We start from the raw sequence: 18,125 nt of genomic DNA, 5'->3' as shown, positions 1-18,125 counted from the left end.
AGCATGAGTGAGCTGATCCGCAGCGATGCGGCGACCCTGGGTGCCCAGATCGCGGCCAAGGAGGTCTCCTCGACCGAGGTGACCCAGGCCCACCTGGACCAGATCGCGGAGACCGACGAACGCTTCAACGCCTTCCTGCACGTGGCAGCGGAATCCGCGCTGGAGACCGCGGCGCGGATCGACGCTGCCGTGGCCGCCGGTGAGACGCTGCCCTCGCCGCTGGCCGGGGTGCCGCTGGCACTCAAGGACGTCTTCACCGCCACCGACATGCCCACCACTGCGGGCTCGAAAATCCTTGAGGGATGGCGTGCGCCGTACGACGCGACCGTCACCGCCAAGCTGCGCGCCGCGGGTATCCCGATCCTGGGCAAGACGAACATGGACGAGTTCGCCATGGGATCGTCGACCGAGAATTCGGCCTACGGCCCGACCCGCAACCCGTGGAACACCGAGCGGGTGCCCGGCGGATCGGGGGGCGGTAGCGCTGCGGCGCTGGCCGCTTATCAGGCCCCGCTGGCCATCGGCACCGACACCGGCGGGTCGATCCGTCAGCCTGCCGCGCTCACCGCGACCGTCGGCGTGAAGCCGACCTACGGCACGGTCTCGCGCTACGGCCTGATCGCCTGTGCGTCCTCACTGGATCAGGGCGGTCCGTGTGCCCGCACGGTGCTCGACACCGCACTGCTGCACCAGGTGATCGCCGGCCACGACCCGCGCGACTCGACCTCCGTCGATGCCCCGGTGCCCGATGTGGTCGGTGCTGCGCGGGCCGGTGCGGCAGGCGATCTCAAGGGTGTGCGCGTCGGCGTCGTCAAGCAGCTGCGCGGCGAGGGATACCAGCCCGGAGTGCTGGAGTCGTTCAACGCCGCTGTCGCCCAGCTGACCGCGCTCGGCGCTGAGGTCACCGAGGTGGACTGCCCGCACTTCGACCACGCGATGGATGCCTACTACCTGATCCTGCCGTCGGAGGTGTCGAGCAACCTGGCACGGTTCGACGCGATGCGGTTCGGGCTGCGCGTCGGCGACGACGGCACGCACAGCGCCGAGGAGGTCATGGCGTTGACCCGGGCCGCCGGATTCGGGCCGGAGGTCAAGCGCCGGATCATGATCGGCACCTACGCGTTGTCTGCGGGCTACTACGACGCCTACTACAACCAGGCGCAGAAGGTGCGGACGCTGATCGCCCGCGACCTGGAGCGGGCCTACCAGAGCGTGGACGTGCTGGTGTCCCCGGCGACGCCCACGACTGCGTTCCGGTTGGGGGAGAAGGTCGACGATCCGCTGGCCATGTACCTGTTCGACCTGTGCACGCTGCCGCTGAACCTGGCCGGGCACTGCGGCATGTCGGTGCCGTCGGGTCTCTCGCCCGACGACGGCCTGCCGGTCGGACTGCAGATCATGGCGCCGGCCCTGGCCGATGACCGGTTGTACCGCGTCGGCGCGGCCTACGAGGCTGCCCGCGGCCCGCTGCCCAGCGCGCTGTAATTCCTCGCGAGCAGACGCAGAGTCACATGAAAATCGTGTGTCTCGTGCGATTCTGCGTCTGCTCGGACCACTGAAACGGTCGGCGGGGGGCAAGATGGTGCCCATGCGCATCGGAGTTCTCACCGGCGGCGGTGACTGTCCTGGCCTGAACGCGGTGATCCGGGCGGTGGTGCGTACCTGCGACCAGCGTTACGGCTCGTCGGTGGTCGGATTTCTCGACGGTTGGCGGGGCTTGTTGGAGGACCGCCGTATCCAACTGGCCAACGACGACCGCAACGATCGGCTGCTGGCCAAGGGCGGAACCATGTTGGGTACCGCGCGGGTCAACCCGGACAAGCTGCGGGCGGGTCTGGATCAGATCAAGCAGACACTCGAAGACAACGGGATCGACGTGTTGATCCCGATCGGCGGTGAAGGCACTCTGACCGCCGCGCACTGGTTGTCCGAGGAGAATGTCCCGGTGGTCGGGGTGCCCAAGACCATCGACAACGACATCGACTGCACCGACGTCACTTTCGGCCACGACACGGCGCTGCAAGTGGCGACCGAGGCCATCGACCGGCTGCACAGCACCGCTGAATCGCACCAGCGCGTCATGCTGGTCGAGGTGATGGGCCGGCATGCCGGCTGGATCGCGCTGAATGCCGGTCTGGCCTCGGGCGCGCACATGACGCTGATCCCCGAGCAGCCTTTCGACGTCGAGGAAGTGTGCCGGCTGGTCAAGAAGCGCTTCCAGCACGGGTCGTCACACTTCATCTGCGTGGTGGCCGAGGGCGCGAAACCGGCAGAGGGCACCATGCAGCTGCGCCAGGGCGGCATGGACGAGTTCGGGCACGAGAAATTCACCGGCGTGGCACAGCAATTGGCGCTCGAGGTGGAGAAGCGGATCAAAAAAGATGTGCGCGTCACGGTCCTCGGCCACGTCCAGCGCGGCGGTACCCCGACGGCCTATGACCGCGTGCTGGCCACCCGGTTCGGCGTGAACGCGGCCGACGCCGCCCATGCCGGCGAGTTCGGGATGATGGTGTCGTTGCAGGGGCAGGACATCGGCCGGGTGTCGTTGGCCGATGCGACCCGCCACCTCAAACTGGTACCGCAGTCCCGTTACGACGACGCCGCCGAGTTCTTTGGCTGATCACGTCTGCTCGCGGGGAAATCACGCGCTCTTGAGCGCTTCGCGGCGTAGCAGCTGCCACATGGACGGGGTGTCGACCGTCGTGGAAATGGTCACGGTCGCACCGGTTTCCGGTGACTCGGCCAGCTGCAGCAGGTAGTCGGCGAGATCGGTGCGCGAGGTGAACGCGCCCACCGGGTCGCGCCGGCCGGCGACGTACTGGGTGACGTCGGGCAGGTCGAACAGGCCGGACGGTCGCACGATGGTCCAGTCCAGTCCACTGCCGGCGACGATGTCCTCCATTCGGCGCATGTCGGCGTAGAGGGTTCTGCCGAAGATGCGGCTGATCACCGGCTGGACCACGCGCAGCGCGAACGGCGTATCGGTGCGGCCGGGGTAGTCGGCGATCGCGGTGGAGCTCACGACGGCCAACCGATCGACTCCGGTGGCGCGCATCGCGGTGACGATGTTGCCCACGCCGACCGAATACGTGTCGACCGGATCCATGGTGAAGGTGACGCCCAGGGCGGACAGCACCGCGTCGGCGCCGTCGATCACGGAGGTGACCGCTGCTGCGTCGCGCACGTCGGCTTCGGCCACCGTGAGCGCGGCATCGGCGATCGGGAATTGCCCGGGGTGGCGGGTGACCGCCACGACGGTGTGGCCGGCGTCGAGCGCGCGGCGGGTGAGCAGACGTCCCGTCGCACCGTTGGCACCGAAGATGACGATTCGCATGAGAGCCTCCCAATTAGTCACTAATAGTGACAATCACGCTATATGACAATCACTGTTAGTGCTAGTGTCGGTTCGTGGCCGATGAACCGATCGGGGTGTCCGCGCTCGACCAGCGCATTCCCTTTCTGCTGTCCCAGCTCGGTGCGTATGTCGCCGAGGGTTTCAAGGCCAGGCTCGAGCCGCTGGGTCTGCATCCGCGGGCCACTGCGGTCCTGCTGGCGCTGGCCGCGGTCGACGGGCAGTCACAGCGCGAGCTGTACGGGCGACTCGGTCTTCATCGCAACGTCATGGTCACGCTGATCGACACGCTGGAATCCGAAGGGCTCGTCGAACGTCGGCCGCACCCCGAGGACCGGCGCGCATTCGCGGTGTCGCTGACCGAGCGGGCGCGTGAGCTGATCCCGGCGCTCGACGAGGCGGGTCGTGCGCTCGAGGACGAGGTGACGGCGTCGCTGTCCGATGAGGAACGCGCCGTGCTGAGGCACACGCTGCGGCGGTTGTCTGCCGCGGCGGGTCTGATCCCCGGCGTCCACCCCGGACTGTCCTGAAAAGGCGCCCAACTAGGATCGACACCATGTCTGTCGCTACCGCTGAACTCGTCGACTACGACGACGTCATCGCCGCCTACGAGCCCGTGATGGGCATGGAGGTGCACGTCGAGCTGTCCACGGCCACCAAGATGTTCTGCGGCTGCGCCAACCGGTTCGGTGCGGAGCCCAACACGCTGGTCTGCCCGGTCTGCCTCGGGCTGCCGGGTTCTCTGCCGGTGCTCAACGAGGCGGCCGTGGAGGCGGCGATCCGCATCGGCCTGGCGCTCAACTGCGATATCGCCCCGTGGGGCCGGTTCGCCCGGAAGAACTACTTCTATCCGGACCAGCCGAAGAACTACCAGATCTCGCAATACGACGAGCCGATCGCGATCAACGGATACCTCGACGTGCCGCTCGATGACGGCACCACCTTCCGCGTCGAGATCGAGCGTGCGCACATGGAGGAGGACACCGGCAAGCTGACCCACCTGGGCAGCGACACCGGCCGCATCGCGGGTGCGACGACCTCGTTGGCCGACTTCAACCGCGCCGGCGTTCCGCTGATCGAGATCGTCAGCAGGCCCATCGAGGGGACCGGGGCGCGTGCGCCGGAAATCGCCCGCGCCTACGTCACTGCCCTGCGAGATCTGCTGCGCGGCTTGGACGTATCCGATGTGCGGATGGACCAGGGATCGATGCGGTGTGACTCGAACCTGTCTCTCAAGCCGATCGGCGCCACCGAGTTCGGCACCCGCACCGAAACCAAGAACGTGAACTCGCTCAAGAGCGTCGAGGTTGCGGTCCGGTACGAAATGCGCCGTCAGGCAGCAGTTCTCAATGCCGGTGGCACCATCACCCAGGAGACCAGGCATTTCCACGAGGACGGCTACACCTCGCCGGGGCGCAGCAAGGAGACCGCGGAGGATTACCGCTACTTCCCCGAGCCCGACCTGGAACCGGTCGCTCCCAGCGCCGAGCTGGTCGAGCGGTTGCGCCAGACCATCCCTGAGCTGCCGTGGTTGGCGCGCAAGCGGATTCAGGAGGACTGGGGTATCTCCGACGAGGTGATGCGCGATCTGGTCAACGCCGGTGCGGTCGAGTTGGTGGCGGCCACCGTCGGGCACGGCGCCTCCAGCGAGGCCGCCCGCGCCTGGTGGGGCAACTTCCTGGTGCAGAAGGCCAACGAGTCCGAGGTCGAGCTCGAGGCATTGCCCATCAGCCCAGCCCAGGTGGCCGCCGTCGTCAAGCTCGTCGACGAGGGCAAGCTGTCCAACAAACTGGCCCGCCAGGTGATCGAGGGCGTGCTGGCCGGTGAGGGAGAACCCGAGCAGGTGATGACCGACCGCGGGTTGGCGCTCGTGCGCGATGACTCGGTGATCCAGGCCGCTGTGGACGAGGCGCTGGCCGCCAACCCTGACGTCGCGGAGAAGGTCCGCGGCGGCAAGGTCCAGGCCGCCGGCGCGATCGTCGGTGCGGTGATGAAGGCGACCAAGGGCTCGGCCGACGCCGCCCGGGTTCGTGAGTTGGTCCTGGCCGCGTGCGGCCAGAGCGGGTAACCGCCCGTCAGCTCACCGGACCGGCGAACATCGTCATCGCCGCCGCGGCATATTGCTCGAGCCGCTCGCGCGGGTAGTTGTCCGGATCGTGTACGGCCAGGCGGCCCAGCATCTCGGCGAACGAGAGCAGGGTGTGGCCGAGCAGCTCGGGGTCCAGCGCGGACAGCCGTGGGTCCACCGCGATGCCGGCTTTCGCCATTTGCTCGACCTGAGTGAGGATCTGGTTTCGGGCGTTGCGGACCGCCGCGCGGTAGTCCCGCGGAGCGCTGTCGGGCACGGTGAGGATGAGCCGCCAGCGCGTCGGGTTCTCCAACACGCAACGCAGGAATCCGGTGACGGTCGCGGTGTAGGCGTCCGTCGGGCCCGCGACGGACAGCTTCTTGGGCAGGGCGCTCAGTACCTGGCTCAGCCCGTTCTGGTGTTCGCGGATGAGCAGGGCGGTCACCAGCTCGGTGCGCGTCCGGAACGCGGTGTAGAGGACAGGTTTGCCGACCCCGCCGGCCTCGGCGACCGCCTCCATCCTCAGGTCGTGCAAGGGGCAGTCGTGGAGCACGGTCATCGCCGCGTCCAGCAGTTGCTCGCGCCGTTCTTCACGCGGTAGCCGCGGTGCATATCTGCGGCGCTGGCGGTCAGGCACCCGGACAATGGTACGTGATAGTCGAACCATTTCTAAGGGCGCATTGTGCGCGTTGGATTCATATCGCCCCGTCGCCCCGGCTGCGTCGCATCAGGGCCGGAGGGACGATCTAGGGCGAAATGTCTTGTGGCTCAGGTGTTGTCGGCATTGCTGCGCGGGAAGCCACCGCCCTGCGGGAAGAGCGGGAAGACGACGTCGTCGAAGCTCTCCGCATCTCCGGCCGTCCGGTTCACGGTCGCGCCCCACACGTTGCCGTCGGGGGAGAGCTGCAACGCCCACGCGTGACCGCGCACGTTCTCCCGGACCACCTCAGGGTCGCCGGTGACCGCGCCGGTGTCGGGTGCCAGCCGTACGGCGACCGTCTTCTTGGAGTTGACCAGGTTGACCAACACCGTGCCCTCCAGCGCAGCGCACCCGGCGACGCCGGGTCGGTCCGGCCACGTCCACACCGTGGACACCTTGGAATCCTTGGTGATCCGCTGCAGCCGATCTGCGCTCGGAGTGCGGTCGGTGACGTAGAGCGAGCCGTCCGACGCATCGACACACATGGCGCCGGCGGCGCCCAGGCCGCTGAGCGCCGTGGTGACCGGGGCCTGGTTGACCGTGGTGGGCTGCTCGATGCGCAGCACCTTGCCGGCCAGTGATGCGGGATCGGCGGCCAGGGCCGGATCGCCCGCATCGCCGGTCTGCACCAACAGAGTGGTCTTGCTGGTGAAGGTCAGCGACCCCATATTGCCGCTGGCGCCCTTGGGGATGCCGGTGAGAATCGGCTTCGGCACGTCGCCGTCGGCGATGCGGATCACCCGGTTGTCGGTCGGCGTGCTGACGTAGGCGTACATCAGCCGGTCCTGGCCGTAGGTCGGCGACAACACGATGTCCATCAGGCCGCCGTCGCCGGACGGATCGACGGGGATCATCACCTTGACCTTCGGCTCGGCTTTCACCGACACCTGCTTGACCGCGCCGGTGAGCCGCTCGCCGACCAGCGCGGACTGGCTGTCGGGGAGCATGATCAAACCGCTGGTGCTGTCCAGGCAGCCCTGCATCACGCCCGTTGCCTTGCATTCCTTGGGAAACGGCTTGGCAGGCAGTGGTGGCGGTGGCGGCGGGGTCGTAGTCGGCCCCGGCTCCATCTTCGGTGCAGTGGTGAAAGGCTCGGACTGGGCCGCGTCGAATCGGGCACAGCCCGAACCGACCAGCATCGCGGCGCACAGAACGGCGGCCACCCCCGTCATCCGCCGGCGCGATTTCATGCCCGCAAGATTACGGATGCCTCGGCAGTGCGCGCCACGTCGGGACCGCACGTCCTGCCCATAGCAGCCCGATACCAGGCAGAAGCGCCGGGGTAAATACCCGGATCGAACCGGACTTGCACTTACCCTGGCAGCTGTGACCAGTCACTCGCAGGACCCGCAAGCCTGGCAACGACCGGGTTACTCGGACGATTCCGCCAGGCCGGCCGGAGCCAGCCTGGTCGACCCGGAAGACGACCTGCCGTCGGCGACGTACGGCGGGGACTTCGAAACCACCGCGATTCCGCGCTACGACGCCAAATCGGGCGACCAGTCGGCATTCAGCCTGGTCTCCGACCCTGAACCACTGCCATATGTGCAATCCGGCGGGCCCGCCCCGATGGGCCCCTTCGCGGCCGAGCCGGCCGAGATCGAGCGCGACGAGTTCGTAGACGACCGCATCAAGGCTGCCGGGCGGCGCGGCACCCAGGACCTCGGACTACTGATCCTGCGCGTGGCTCTCGGCGGGCTGATGATCATCCACGGCCTGCAGAAGGCGTTCGGTTGGTGGGGCGGCCCGGGATTGGACGGGTTCAACACCTCACTGGGTGAGATGGGCTTCAAGAACGCCGACATCCTGACCTATGCCGCCACCGGTGGTCAGATCGCGGCGGGTGTCCTGCTGGTTCTGGGGCTGTTCACGCCGATCGCGGCGGCAGGCGCACTGGCTTACCTGATCAACGGGGTGCTCGCCACGGCGATGGCCGCCCACGAGCAGGCCCGGCTCTCGGAAGTCATCACCGACGGCACCGAGTACCGGATGATCGTCGTCGTGGCCGCGGCCGCGATCATCCTGACCGGCCCGGGTCGCTACGGGTTCGACGCCGGTCGTGGCTGGGCCCGGCGGCCCTTCGTCGGATCATTCGTGGCACTGCTGCTCGGTGTGGCCGGCGGCATCGCCATCTGGGTGTTCCTCAACGGCGGTAACCCGCTCGGCTGATCGCGCGGAACTGCTCAGGCGTACGGATTCGGTACGCGGCCACCGCTCACCTCGGTCAGCAACGGCAGTGTTGCGAAGGTCACGGCGGGCAGGCGCAGGTCGGTTCCGTCGTTCAGATCGGCGATCGCCCAGGACGACCGGTCGAACCGCAGCCCCTTGATATCGCCCCATGCCACCGTGCGGCTGCGCGTGAGTGACCGCGCGGTGACGGCGTCGGCATCGGCGGTGGTGCGGTACCGGATGATGGCCGCCGACAACGCAACCGGGATCACCAGCAGCACCGAGAACAAGGTCGGATTGCTCAGCACCAGGGTCAGCAGGCCGAGCGTCAGGAAGCCGACTGCCAGGTGCGCCATGGGCGATATCCGGATGACGACAGGGGCGGTTGCCGATCGTGCGCTCACAGGTTCATCCTTGCATCACCTGAAGGGCAGGCCCGCCCGCCATCACCCGGTAGCGGCCGCGGGGTGAAGCAATTTGACCTTTAACCTGTACGGCAGCTACCGTCGGGTGCTATGCAGACCCCCGGATTGCTCGTAGTAATTGGTTGGCGCGTTGATGCCGCGCTGGCCCTCTGCCGGGCATAGCCAACAGCATCGACGCGCCACCCTCGTACAGCTACCGGCTGACGGGGGTTTTTTGTTTGCCCAACAAGCGCGCCGAAATCATTGAAAAATTGAAATTCCTGAACAGGAACGTGACGCAAACCGTGAAGAGGACATCGTGAGCGCACCGACAACGCGACCGCCGGCCCGGTCAGGAGCCGCGCCTGCCAATGGCGCAGCCAAGACCCAATCAGATTCGGGACAGCCCAAGCGGGTTGCACCGCAGCAGCTCACCGGCGCCCAGGCGGTCGTCCGGTCGCTGGAAGAGCTCGGCGTCGACATCGTCTTCGGGATCCCCGGCGGCGCCGTGCTGCCGGTCTACGACCCGCTGTTCGACTCGCAGAAGGTGCGCCACGTGCTGGTGCGCCACGAGCAGGGCGCCGGTCACGCGGCCAGCGGTTATGCCCACGCCACCGGCAAGGTCGGCGTGATGATGGCGACATCGGGTCCTGGCGCGACCAACCTGATCACCCCGCTGGCCGACGCCCAGATGGACTCCATCCCGGTCGTGGCCATCACCGGGCAGGTGGGTCGCAGCCTGATCGGCACCGACGCTTTCCAGGAAGCCGACATCACCGGCATGACCATGCCGATCACCAAGCACAACTTCCTGGTGCGCAACGGTGACGACATCGCCCAGGTGATGGCCGAGGCCTTCCACATCGCCAGCTCGGGCCGCCCGGGCGCGGTGCTCGTGGACGTCCCCAAGGACATCCTGCAGGGCCAGTGCACCTTCTCCTGGCCGCCGCAGCTGGACCTGCCCGGCTACAAGCCGAACACCAAGCCGCACAGCCGTCAGGTGCGCGAGGCCGCCAAGCTGATCGCCGCCGCGCGCAAGCCGGTGCTCTACGTCGGCGGCGGTGTCATCCGTGGTGAGGCCAGTGCCGAACTGCTCGAGCTGGCCGAGCTGACCGGCATCCCGGTCGTCACCACGCTCATGGCCCGCGGCGCGTTCCCGGACAGCCACCCGCAGCACCTGGGTATGCCGGGCATGCACGGCACCGTGGCCGCGGTGGGCGCCCTGCAGAAGAGCGACCTGCTGATCGCCCTGGGCACTCGGTTCGACGACCGGGTCACCGGCCAGCTGTCCACGTTCGCCCCCGATGCCAAGGTGATCCACGCCGACATCGACCCCGCCGAGATCGGCAAGAACCGGCACGCCGACGTGCCGATCGTGGGTGACGTGAAGGCGGTCATCACCGATCTGATCGAGGTGCTGCGCCGCGACGGAACGACCAGCGCCGCACTGAAATTGGACGGCTGGTGGGAGTACCTGTCCGGCCTGAAGTCGACCTACCCGCTGAGCTACGGCCCGCAGAGCGACGGCAGCCTGAGCCCCGAGTACGTGATCGAGAAGCTGGGCCAGATCGCCGGACCCGAAGCGGTTTACGTGGCCGGGGTGGGCCAGCACCAGATGTGGGCCGCGCAGTTCGTCAAGTACGAGAACCCCAAGACGTGGCTGAACTCGGGCGGTCTGGGCACCATGGGCTTCGCCGTCCCGGCAGCCATGGGCGCCAAGTTCGCCCGCCCCGAGGCCGAGGTGTGGGCCATCGACGGCGACGGCTGCTTCCAGATGACCAACCAGGAGCTGGCCACCTGCGCCATCGAGGGCGCGCCGATCAAGGTGGCGTTGATCAACAACGGCAACCTGGGCATGGTGCGGCAGTGGCAGACGCTGTTCTACGACCAGCGCTACAGCCAGACCGATCTGGCCACGCACTCACGCCGGATTCCGGACTTCGTCAAGCTGGCCGAGGCCTTGGGTTGCGTCGGGCTGCGCTGCGAGCGGCCTGAGGACGTCGAGGACGTGATCAACCAGGCCCGGGCCATCAACGACCGCCCGGTGGTCATCGACTTCATCGTTGGTGCCGACGCGCAGGTGTGGCCCATGGTCGCCGCCGGTACCAGCAACGACGAGATCATGGCGGCCCGCGACATCCGGCCGCTGTTCGACGAGAACGACGCAGAGGGGCACGCCTGATGAGCAACTCCACCCCTACCCACACCCTCTCGGTGCTGGTCGAGGACAAGCCCGGCGTGCTCGCTCGGGTGGCCACGCTGTTCTCCCGTCGCGGCTACAACATCCAGTCCCTGGCGGTTGGTGCCACCGAGCAGAAGCACCTGTCGCGGATGACGATCGTGGTCAGCGTCGAGGAATCGCCGCTGGAGCAGATCACCAAGCAGCTCAACAAGCTGGTCAACGTGATCAAGATCGTCGAGCAGGAGGAGGACAATTCCGTCTCCCGCGAGCTCGCGCTGATCAAGGTGCGCGCTGACGCGTCGAACCGTGGTCAGGTCATCGAAGCGGTGAACCTGTTCCGCGCCAAGGTCGTTGACGTTTCGACCGAGTCCCTGACGGTCGAGGCGACCGGTACGGCGGAGAAGCTGGAGGCCCTGCTGCGGGTCCTTGAGCCCTACGGTATCCGCGAGATCGCACAGTCGGGCATGGTGTCGGTCTCGCGTGGACCACGTGGTATCAGCGCAGTGAAGTAAGCACGTCAAGTAGCGTTAATCGGCTGTAGAGCTAGAAAGAGAAGGATAATTTCGCATGGCAGTTGAGATGTTTTACGACGCCGACGCGGACCTGTCGATCATCCAGGGTCGTAAGGTCGCCGTCATCGGCTACGGCAGCCAGGGACACGCGCATTCGCTGTCGCTGCGCGATTCGGGCGTGCAGGTCAAGGTCGGCCTGAAAGAGGGCTCGAAGTCCCGCGTCAAGGTCGAGGAGCAGGGCCTTGAGGTCGACACCCCGGCCGAGGTGGCCAAGTGGGCCGACGTGATCATGGTGCTCGCGCCCGACACCGCGCAGGCCGAGATCTTCAAGAACGACATCGAGCCCAACCTGGAGGACGGCAACGCGCTGTTCTTCGGCCACGGCCTCAACATCCACTTCGGCCTGATCAAGGCCCCGGCCAACGTCACCGTCGGCATGGTCGCCCCCAAGGGCCCCGGCCACCTGGTGCGTCGCCAGTTCGTCGACGGCAAGGGCGTGCCCTGCCTGATCGCCGTCGACCAGGACCCCAAGGGCGAGGGCCAGGCCCTGGCGCTGTCCTACGCCGCCGCCATCGGCGGCGCCCGCGCCGGCGTCATCAAGACCACGTTCAAGGAAGAGACCGAGACCGACCTGTTCGGTGAGCAGGCCGTGCTCTGCGGCGGCACCGAAGAGCTGGTCAAGGCCGGCTTCGAGGTCATGGTCGAGGCGGGCTACGCCCCGGAGATGGCCTACTTCGAGGTGCTGCACGAGCTCAAGCTCATCGTCGACCTGATGTACGAGGGCGGCATCGCCCGCATGAACTACTCGGTCAGCGACACCGCGGAGTTCGGCGGCTACCTGTCGGGCCCGCGGGTCATCGACGCCGACACCAAACAGCGCATGCGCGACATCCTCACCGACATCCAGGACGGCACCTTCGTCAAGCGCCTGGTCGCCAACGTCGAGGGCGGCAACAAGGAGCTCGAGGCGCTGCGCAAGGCCAACGCCGAGCACCCGATCGAGGTCACCGGCAAGCAGCTGCGCGACCTGATGAGCTGGGTCGACCGGCCGATCACCGAAACGGCATAACTGCTGCGTTCACTGGCCAGTTATTGCACGCGATTTAGAAAAATGCGTGCAGTAACTGGCCTTTCGGCTCTTCTAGATGATCGTGTAGCCGATCGCGGCCAGCGTGCGGGCCACGTCCCTGCCTTCGGCGCTGCCCGGAAGCTTTCCGGCGCCGTCGATCTGTAGAGCTTCACCGACGACGCCGTAGAGCTCGGTGGACACCGGGTCGTCGGGCTCGGCCGGTTCGATCCGACCGTCCGGGTAGATGCACTGCGCCCGCATGGCCCACATCGTCTGTGCGGCCGCGACGACGTTGTAGCCACACAGCGGCGGGCTGACGTGATAGAGCTTCATGTCGCCCACCGCAATGATCTTCATGACCGGATCCGTGTGTGGCACGGAACCCACCAACCGAGCGATGCCAGTGTTCACCGCTCAAATCTAAGCGCCGCTGGGGCGGGTGCAGCGCAGCAGTTTTCGTCAGATCAGCTGGCGCAGCCGATGGGCGTAGGGCCGCCGTTTTCTTGGGCGTTCGCACACGCTTCCTTGAACCAGGCGCCGCCGGCATTGCCGGTCGCATAGCCGCCGCCGGCCGCGCCGCGCGCGTATCCACCGCCGGCATCACCGGTCGCGTATCCGCCGCCGGCATCACCGCGCGAGAATGCGCCGCCGGCGTGGTCGTTGACGTAGCCGCCACCGCCGGGATCGCCCGGGGCGGCGTGTGCGGTTCCCGCCGGAACGAACAGCCCTGCCAATGCCAGCGAAGCGGCTGCGGCGGCTCCACCCAGGACCACCCTCAGTCGCATTGTCGTGTGTTCCATCATCGACACCCCCGGTCGTGGCCCTGCGCGTCGCCGTCGGATCTGCCGGGCTCGCACATGAGCGCCTGGGGCAGAGTTTACGTGATGTACGTCACACTGACCATTGTCCGGCCGGCCCCGGGCCCCGTTATCCGAATTGAGCAGGCGCGTGGGCGGTCATGAACCCAGTCGCGCGGCCACACTGACCACGCGGCGGGCCAGGTGATCGAGCGCGTCGTAGGTGGCATCGTCGAATTCGCTGATGTTGTCGTGGTTGGCGATGAGGCTCGCGCCGTACGGGTTGCCGTCGACGAACTTGAGCGGGTCGGTGTAGCCGGGCGGCACGATGATCCCGCCCCAGTGCATCAGCGTGACGTACAGCGTCAGCAGCGTGGTCTCCTGACCGCCATGTGCGGTGTTGGTCGAGGTGAACCCCGCGTACACCTTGTCGGCGAGCTTGCCCTGTGACCACAGGCCGCCGAGCGAGTCCAGAAATGCGCGCAATTGCGAAGCGACGGAACCGAATCGGGTGGGGGAGCCGAAGATCACCGCATCCGCCCACACGATGTCCTCACCGGTGGCCGTCGGAAGATCTTTGGTGGCTTCGTAATTGGCGGTCCAGGCGGGATTGTGGGCGAACGATTGCGGATCCTGGGTCTCGGCGACATGGCGTAGGCGCACCTCGGCACCCGCGGATTCCGCGGTGGCGGTGACCCGCTGAGCCATCGTGGTGCCGTGGCCGGTTGCGGAGTAGTAGATGACGGCGACCTTGGGCGCGGAGTTGGTCATGGCGCCAGCTTAGGCAGATCCGTGATGCCGAACTCGCGTTTCAGGACCGTGCGAGCCGCGTAGAAGCCGGCCATCCCGTGCACGCCGCCACCCGGCGGAGTCGCCGATGAACACAGGTACGCCTTGGGGATCGGTGTGGTCCAGGGATCGAACCGCGGGGTGGGCCCCAGCAGCGCGCTGGCCATGTTGTTGCCGCCGACACCGATGTCGCCGCCGACGAGGTTGGCGTTGTGTTCGTCCATCCGCGACGCGGGCACGCTGCGCACGGCGACCACCAGATCGCGAAAGCCGGGCGCGAACCGTTCGAAGATCCCGGTCACCGTCTCGGCCAGATCCAGCGTGGAGTTGTTGGGTACGTGGACGTAGGTCCACAGCGGGCGGCGGCCGGCGTCGTCGACTCGCGACGGGTCGGCGATATGGGGGAGTGCGGCAAGCACCATGGGCCACTCGGCGTGGCGGCCCGCCGCGATCTCGGACTCGGCCAATGCCATCTGCGCGCGGCTGCCGCCCAGGTGCAGCGTCGGCGCCTGCGCCAGACGTGGGTCGCTCCAGGGAATCTCGCCGCTCAGTACGAAGTCGACCTTCGCGACCCCCGGCCCGTAGGCGTAGCGGCTCAATGCCCGGGCATAGCGAGGCGGCAGGGTCTTGCCGTAGATCGCCAGCAGCGCGGTCGGTGCGGTGTCGTACAGCACCACACCCGACGGCGGCTCGGTGACCTCGTGCCCGAGGACCAGTTCGCCGCCGTGTGCGGTGAGATCCGCGATCAGCGCATCGGGGATGGCCTGGGATCCGCCGATCGGGATGGGCCAGCCCACCGCGTGCCCCAGCGTCGCCAGCATCAACCCGGCGCCGCCCGAAACCAGAGACGGCATGGTTGAAATCGTGTGTGCGGCAACACCGCTGAACAATGCCCTGGCGTCCTCGCCTTTGAGTGACCGCCACAACGGCGTGCCCTGGGCCAGAAGCCGGGGTGCGACGCGCGCCGCCGCGCCCAGCGACGGGGGAATCGACCGCTTGTCGCCGAGAATGAGGCCCACCACGCCGTCGCAATCGGCGGCCAGCGGCCCGAGCAGCCGTCGCCAGGAATCGCCGGAGTCCAATTCGGCGCAGGTGCGCTCGATGTCGCGGTAGCCGACCGCGGCGGGCCGGCCGGTCAGCGGGCTGGCATAGGAGATCTCGGGGACGGCCAGGCGCACCCCGCGGGCCTGCAGGTCGTAGGCGGCGAAGAACGGCGACGCCAGGGCCAGCGGGTGTACCGCCGAACAGATGTCGTGGCCGACGCCGGGAAATTCCGGATCGGGCAGCGTGCGGGCGCCGCCGCCCGGGGTCGGCTGCGCTTCGATCACGCGTACCGACAATCCGGCTCGGGCGCATATGACCGCGGCGGACAGGCCGTTGGGACCGCTGCCGACGATTGTGACGTCCACGCCCATCAGTACACCGCACGCGGTTCGGCTGTGGTAGGGCCCACACACTAGGCTGTCCGCGTGAGTCTTCCCGTTGTTTTGATTGCCGACAAGCTCGCGGAATCGACCGTCGCCGCCCTCGGCGACCAGGTAGAGGTCAGGTGGGTCGACGGTCCGGACCGCGAGAAGCTGCTCGCTGCCGTGCCGGAAGCCGACGCGCTTCTGGTGCGCTCCGCCACCACGGTGGACGCCGAGGTCATCGCCGCGGCCCCCAAACTCAAGATCGTCGCCCGCGCCGGTGTCGGTCTGGACAACGTCGACGTCGACGCCGCGACCGCCCGCGGGGTGCTCGTGGTCAACGCGCCGACCTCCAACATCCACAGCGCCGCCGAGCACGCCCTGGCCCTGCTGCTGTCCACGGCCAGGCAGATCCCCGCCGCTGACGCGACCCTGCGCGATCACACGTGGAAGCGGTCGTCGTTCTCGGGTGTCGAGATCTTCGACAAGACCGTCGGCGTCGTCGGTCTGGGCCGCATCGGGCAGCTGGTCGCCCAGCGCCTGGCCGCCTTCGGCGCGCACATCGTGGCGTACGACCCCTATGTCTCGCAGGCTCGCGCTGCCCAGCTCGGTATCGAGTTGCTGCCGCTGGACGAGCTGCTCGGCCGCGCCGACTTCATCTCGGTGCACCTTCCCAAGACCAAGGAGACCGCCGGTCTGCTCGGCAAGGAGAACCTGGCCAAGACCAAGCCGGGCGTCATCATCGTCAACGCCGCCCGCGGCGGTCTGATCGACGAGCAGGCCCTGGCCGACGCCATCACCAGCGGCCATGTGCGTGCCGCCGGCCTGGACGTCTTCTCGACCGAACCGTGCACCGACAGCCCGCTGTTCGAGCTGCCCCAGGTCGTCGTGACCCCGCACCTGGGTGCCTCCACCGCTGAGGCGCAGGACCGGGCCGGCACCGACGTGGCCGCCAGCGTGAAGCTGGCGCTGGCCGGCGAGTTCGTGCCGGACGCCGTCAACGTCGGCGGCGGAGCCGTCGGCGAAGAGGTGGCGCCCTGGCTGGACCTGGTGCGCAAGCTCGGTCTGCTGGCCGGTGCCCTGTCCGATGCGGCGCCGGTGTCGCTGTCGGTACAGGCGCGTGGCGAGCTGGCGTCCGAAGATGTCGAGATCCTGCGGTTGTCGGCGTTGCGGGGCCTGTTCTCCGCGGTGGTCGACGAGCAGGTGACGTTCGTCAACGCACCGACGCTGGCCGCCGACCGTGGTGTGGCGTCCGAGATCAGCACTGCCACCGAGAGTCTGAACCACCGCAGCGTGGTGGATGTGCGCGTCGTGCACGCCGACGGCAGCGCGGTGAACGTGGCAGGCACCTTGTCGGGGCCGCAGCTGGTCGAGAAGATCGTCCAGATCAACGGGCGCAACTTCGACCTGCGGGCCGAGGGCTACAACCTCATCGTCCATTACAACGATCAGCCGGGCGCGCTGGGCAAGATCGGCACCCTGTTGGGCGGGGCCGACGTCAACATCCTGGCCGCGCAGCTGAGCCAGGACGTCGACGGCGACAGCGCCATCGTCATGCTGCGGCTGGATACCGATGTGCCCGAGGATGTGCGTTCCGCGCTCGCCACCGCGGTTGACGCCACGACGCTGGAAGTGGTCGACCTGTCATGAAACTCGCTGTAATCGCCGGTGACGGCATCGGTCCGGAGGTCATCGCCGAGGCACTGAAGGTGCTCGATGCGGTGCTGCCCGGGGTGGACCGGACCGAGTACGACCTGGGTGCGCGTCGCTACCACGCGACGGGGGAGACCCTGCCCGATGGCTTCGTCGAGGAGCTCAAGGGCTACGACGCGATCCTGTTGGGCGCCATCGGCGATCCGTCCGTACCCAGCGGCGTGCTCGAGCGTGGACTGCTGCTGAACATGCGGTTCGCGTTGGACCACCACGTGAACCTGAGGCCGTCGAGGCTGTTCGCCGGGGTCTCCAGCCCGCTGGCAGGCAACCCGGAGATCGACTTCGTGGTGGTGCGCGAGGGCACCGAAGGTCCCTACACCGGAACCGGCGGCGCGATCCGGGTGGGCACCCCGCACGAGGTTGCCACCGAGGTGTCGACCAACACCCGGTTCGGTGTGGAGCGGGTGGTGCGTTACGCGTTCGAGAAAGCCCGCGCGCGGCGCAAACACCTCACTCTCGTGCACAAGAACAACGTGCTGGCGTTTGCCGGCTCGTTGTGGAAGCGCACCGTCGACGAGATCGGTTCGGAATACCCGGACGTCGAGACTGCCTATCAGCACATCGATGCCGCGACCATCCACATGGTCACCGATCCTGGCCGGTTCGACGTGATCGTCACCGACAACCTGTTCGGCGACATCATCACCGACCTGGCGGCTGCGGTGTCCGGCGGTATCGGCCTGGCCGCATCGGGCAATATCGATGCGACGGGCACCAACCCGTCGATGTTCGAGCCCGTGCACGGTAGTGCACCCGACATCGCGGGGCAGGGTCTTGCCGACCCGACCGCCGCCGTGATGAGCGTGTCGCTCCTGCTGACCCACCTCGGCGAAACCGACGCGGCGGCCCGGGTCGACAAGGCTGTCAGTGAGCACCTGGCCACCCGCGGTGACGCGAAGCTCTCGACCAGTGAGGTCGGCGAGCGGATCCTGTCGCTGCTGTAGGCGTTGGCGCTGCACTGAGT

18 protein-coding genes are annotated in these 18,125 nt (G+C 67.7%); 10 read left to right on the top strand and 8 right to left on the bottom strand.

Features of this window, described 5'->3' with window-relative positions; genetic code table 11:
- The first annotated feature begins 3 nt into the window (after positions 1 to 3).
- Both gatA and ACNQVK_RS25650 read left to right on the top strand, forming a co-directional pair.
- Entirely contained in the window at positions 4 to 1,485 is a 1,482-nt protein-coding gene (gene gatA / locus ACNQVK_RS25655; protein WP_409542465.1) for an Asp-tRNA(Asn)/Glu-tRNA(Gln) amidotransferase subunit GatA, read from the top strand.
- 103 nt (positions 1,486 to 1,588) lie between these two features.
- Positions 1,589 to 2,620: an ATP-dependent 6-phosphofructokinase gene (locus tag ACNQVK_RS25650; protein WP_019343140.1), complete on the top strand. Its 1,032-nt coding sequence runs from the start codon at positions 1,589 to 1,591 to the stop codon at positions 2,618 to 2,620.
- Between the two features lie 21 nt (positions 2,621 to 2,641).
- Here the strand turns inward: ACNQVK_RS25650 and ACNQVK_RS25645 are convergent, their stop codons facing one another.
- Positions 2,642 to 3,334, bottom strand: a complete 693-nt coding sequence (locus tag ACNQVK_RS25645; RefSeq protein ID WP_418031767.1) for an NAD(P)-dependent oxidoreductase — start codon at positions 3,332 to 3,334, stop codon at positions 2,642 to 2,644.
- A gap of 74 nt (positions 3,335 to 3,408) precedes the next feature.
- Here ACNQVK_RS25645 and ACNQVK_RS25640 point away from each other — a divergent pair, with 74 nt between their 5' ends.
- Together ACNQVK_RS25640 and gatB are read left to right on the top strand one after the other, a co-directional pair.
- The gene (locus ACNQVK_RS25640; protein ID WP_418031766.1) at positions 3,409 to 3,882 is read left to right on the top strand and encodes a MarR family winged helix-turn-helix transcriptional regulator; all 474 of its coding nucleotides are present in this window, start codon (positions 3,409 to 3,411) and stop codon (positions 3,880 to 3,882) included.
- Between the two features lie 26 nt (positions 3,883 to 3,908).
- Positions 3,909 to 5,420, top strand: coding sequence for an Asp-tRNA(Asn)/Glu-tRNA(Gln) amidotransferase subunit GatB (gene gatB, locus ACNQVK_RS25635; RefSeq protein ID WP_418031765.1), 1,512 nt, complete (start codon positions 3,909 to 3,911; stop codon positions 5,418 to 5,420).
- Positions 5,421 to 5,427: 7 nt separating this feature from the next.
- Here gatB and ACNQVK_RS25630 read toward each other — a convergent pair whose 3' ends face one another.
- Positions 5,428 to 6,087 carry a TetR/AcrR family transcriptional regulator gene (locus ACNQVK_RS25630; RefSeq protein ID WP_418031764.1) on the bottom strand — a complete coding sequence of 220 codons (660 nt, stop codon included), beginning with the start codon at positions 6,085 to 6,087 and terminating at the stop codon, positions 5,428 to 5,430.
- 101 nt (positions 6,088 to 6,188) lie between these two features.
- Complete coding sequence (locus ACNQVK_RS25625) at positions 6,189 to 7,310, bottom strand: PQQ-dependent sugar dehydrogenase (protein WP_418031763.1); 1,122 nt, start codon at positions 7,308 to 7,310, stop codon at positions 6,189 to 6,191.
- A 136-nt stretch (positions 7,311 to 7,446) separates the two neighbouring features.
- On the opposite strand from ACNQVK_RS25625, the gene ACNQVK_RS25620 reads away from it, so the two are divergent.
- Entirely contained in the window at positions 7,447 to 8,289 is an 843-nt protein-coding gene (locus ACNQVK_RS25620) for a DoxX family protein (RefSeq protein WP_418031762.1), read from the top strand.
- 14 nt (positions 8,290 to 8,303) lie between these two features.
- On the opposite strand, the gene ACNQVK_RS25615 is transcribed toward ACNQVK_RS25620, so the two are convergent.
- Positions 8,304 to 8,645 carry a PH domain-containing protein gene (locus ACNQVK_RS25615; protein WP_418034330.1) on the bottom strand — a complete coding sequence of 114 codons (342 nt, stop codon included), beginning with the start codon at positions 8,643 to 8,645 and terminating at the stop codon, positions 8,304 to 8,306.
- Between the two features lie 367 nt (positions 8,646 to 9,012).
- On the opposite strand from ACNQVK_RS25615, the gene ACNQVK_RS25610 reads away from it, so the two are divergent.
- From ACNQVK_RS25610 to ilvC, 3 genes are all read left to right on the top strand, one after another.
- Positions 9,013 to 10,875, top strand: coding sequence for an acetolactate synthase large subunit (locus ACNQVK_RS25610; RefSeq protein WP_409553046.1), 1,863 nt, complete (start codon positions 9,013 to 9,015; stop codon positions 10,873 to 10,875).
- Positions 10,875 to 11,387, top strand: coding sequence for an acetolactate synthase small subunit (gene ilvN / locus ACNQVK_RS25605; RefSeq protein WP_418031761.1), 513 nt, complete (start codon positions 10,875 to 10,877; stop codon positions 11,385 to 11,387). The genes ACNQVK_RS25610 and ilvN overlap by 1 nt, the downstream gene beginning before the upstream one ends.
- Positions 11,388 to 11,454: 67 nt before the next feature.
- Entirely contained in the window at positions 11,455 to 12,456 is a 1,002-nt protein-coding gene (gene ilvC / locus ACNQVK_RS25600) for a ketol-acid reductoisomerase (RefSeq protein WP_210115643.1), read from the top strand.
- 72 nt (positions 12,457 to 12,528) lie between these two features.
- Here the strand turns inward: ilvC and ACNQVK_RS25595 are convergent, their stop codons facing one another.
- The 4 genes from ACNQVK_RS25595 to ACNQVK_RS25580 form a co-directional block, all read right to left on the bottom strand.
- Positions 12,529 to 12,813, bottom strand: a complete 285-nt coding sequence (locus ACNQVK_RS25595) for a hypothetical protein (RefSeq protein WP_418031760.1) — start codon at positions 12,811 to 12,813, stop codon at positions 12,529 to 12,531.
- Between the two features lie 107 nt (positions 12,814 to 12,920).
- Positions 12,921 to 13,256 (bottom strand): hypothetical protein, encoded by a 336-nt coding sequence (locus tag ACNQVK_RS25590; protein WP_418031759.1) that lies wholly within the window; start codon positions 13,254 to 13,256, stop codon positions 12,921 to 12,923.
- A gap of 156 nt (positions 13,257 to 13,412) precedes the next feature.
- On the bottom strand, positions 13,413 to 14,024 hold the full coding sequence (gene wrbA / locus ACNQVK_RS25585) for an NAD(P)H:quinone oxidoreductase (RefSeq protein WP_418031758.1): 612 nt from the start codon (positions 14,022 to 14,024) through the stop codon (positions 13,413 to 13,415).
- Positions 14,021 to 15,451, bottom strand: a complete 1,431-nt coding sequence (locus ACNQVK_RS25580) for a phytoene desaturase family protein (protein ID WP_418031757.1) — start codon at positions 15,449 to 15,451, stop codon at positions 14,021 to 14,023. The genes wrbA and ACNQVK_RS25580 overlap by 4 nt, the downstream gene beginning before the upstream one ends.
- Positions 15,452 to 15,511: 60 nt before the next feature.
- Between ACNQVK_RS25580 and serA the strand changes: the two genes are divergently transcribed.
- Positions 15,512 to 17,098 carry a phosphoglycerate dehydrogenase gene (gene serA, locus ACNQVK_RS25575; protein WP_044517456.1) on the top strand — a complete coding sequence of 529 codons (1,587 nt, stop codon included), beginning with the start codon at positions 15,512 to 15,514 and terminating at the stop codon, positions 17,096 to 17,098.
- On the top strand, positions 17,095 to 18,105 hold the full coding sequence (locus ACNQVK_RS25570; RefSeq protein ID WP_418031756.1) for a 3-isopropylmalate dehydrogenase: 1,011 nt from the start codon (positions 17,095 to 17,097) through the stop codon (positions 18,103 to 18,105). The genes serA and ACNQVK_RS25570 overlap by 4 nt, the downstream gene beginning before the upstream one ends.
- Positions 18,106 to 18,125: the final 20 nt, after the last annotated feature.

The organism is Mycobacterium sp. 134, assembly GCF_048282715.1.
In the GTDB taxonomy this organism is placed as follows: domain Bacteria; phylum Actinomycetota; class Actinomycetes; order Mycobacteriales; family Mycobacteriaceae; genus Mycobacterium; species Mycobacterium septicum.
Note: the sequence above shows the minus strand (reverse complement) of the source record. Positions and strands in the feature narration are given on the sequence as shown.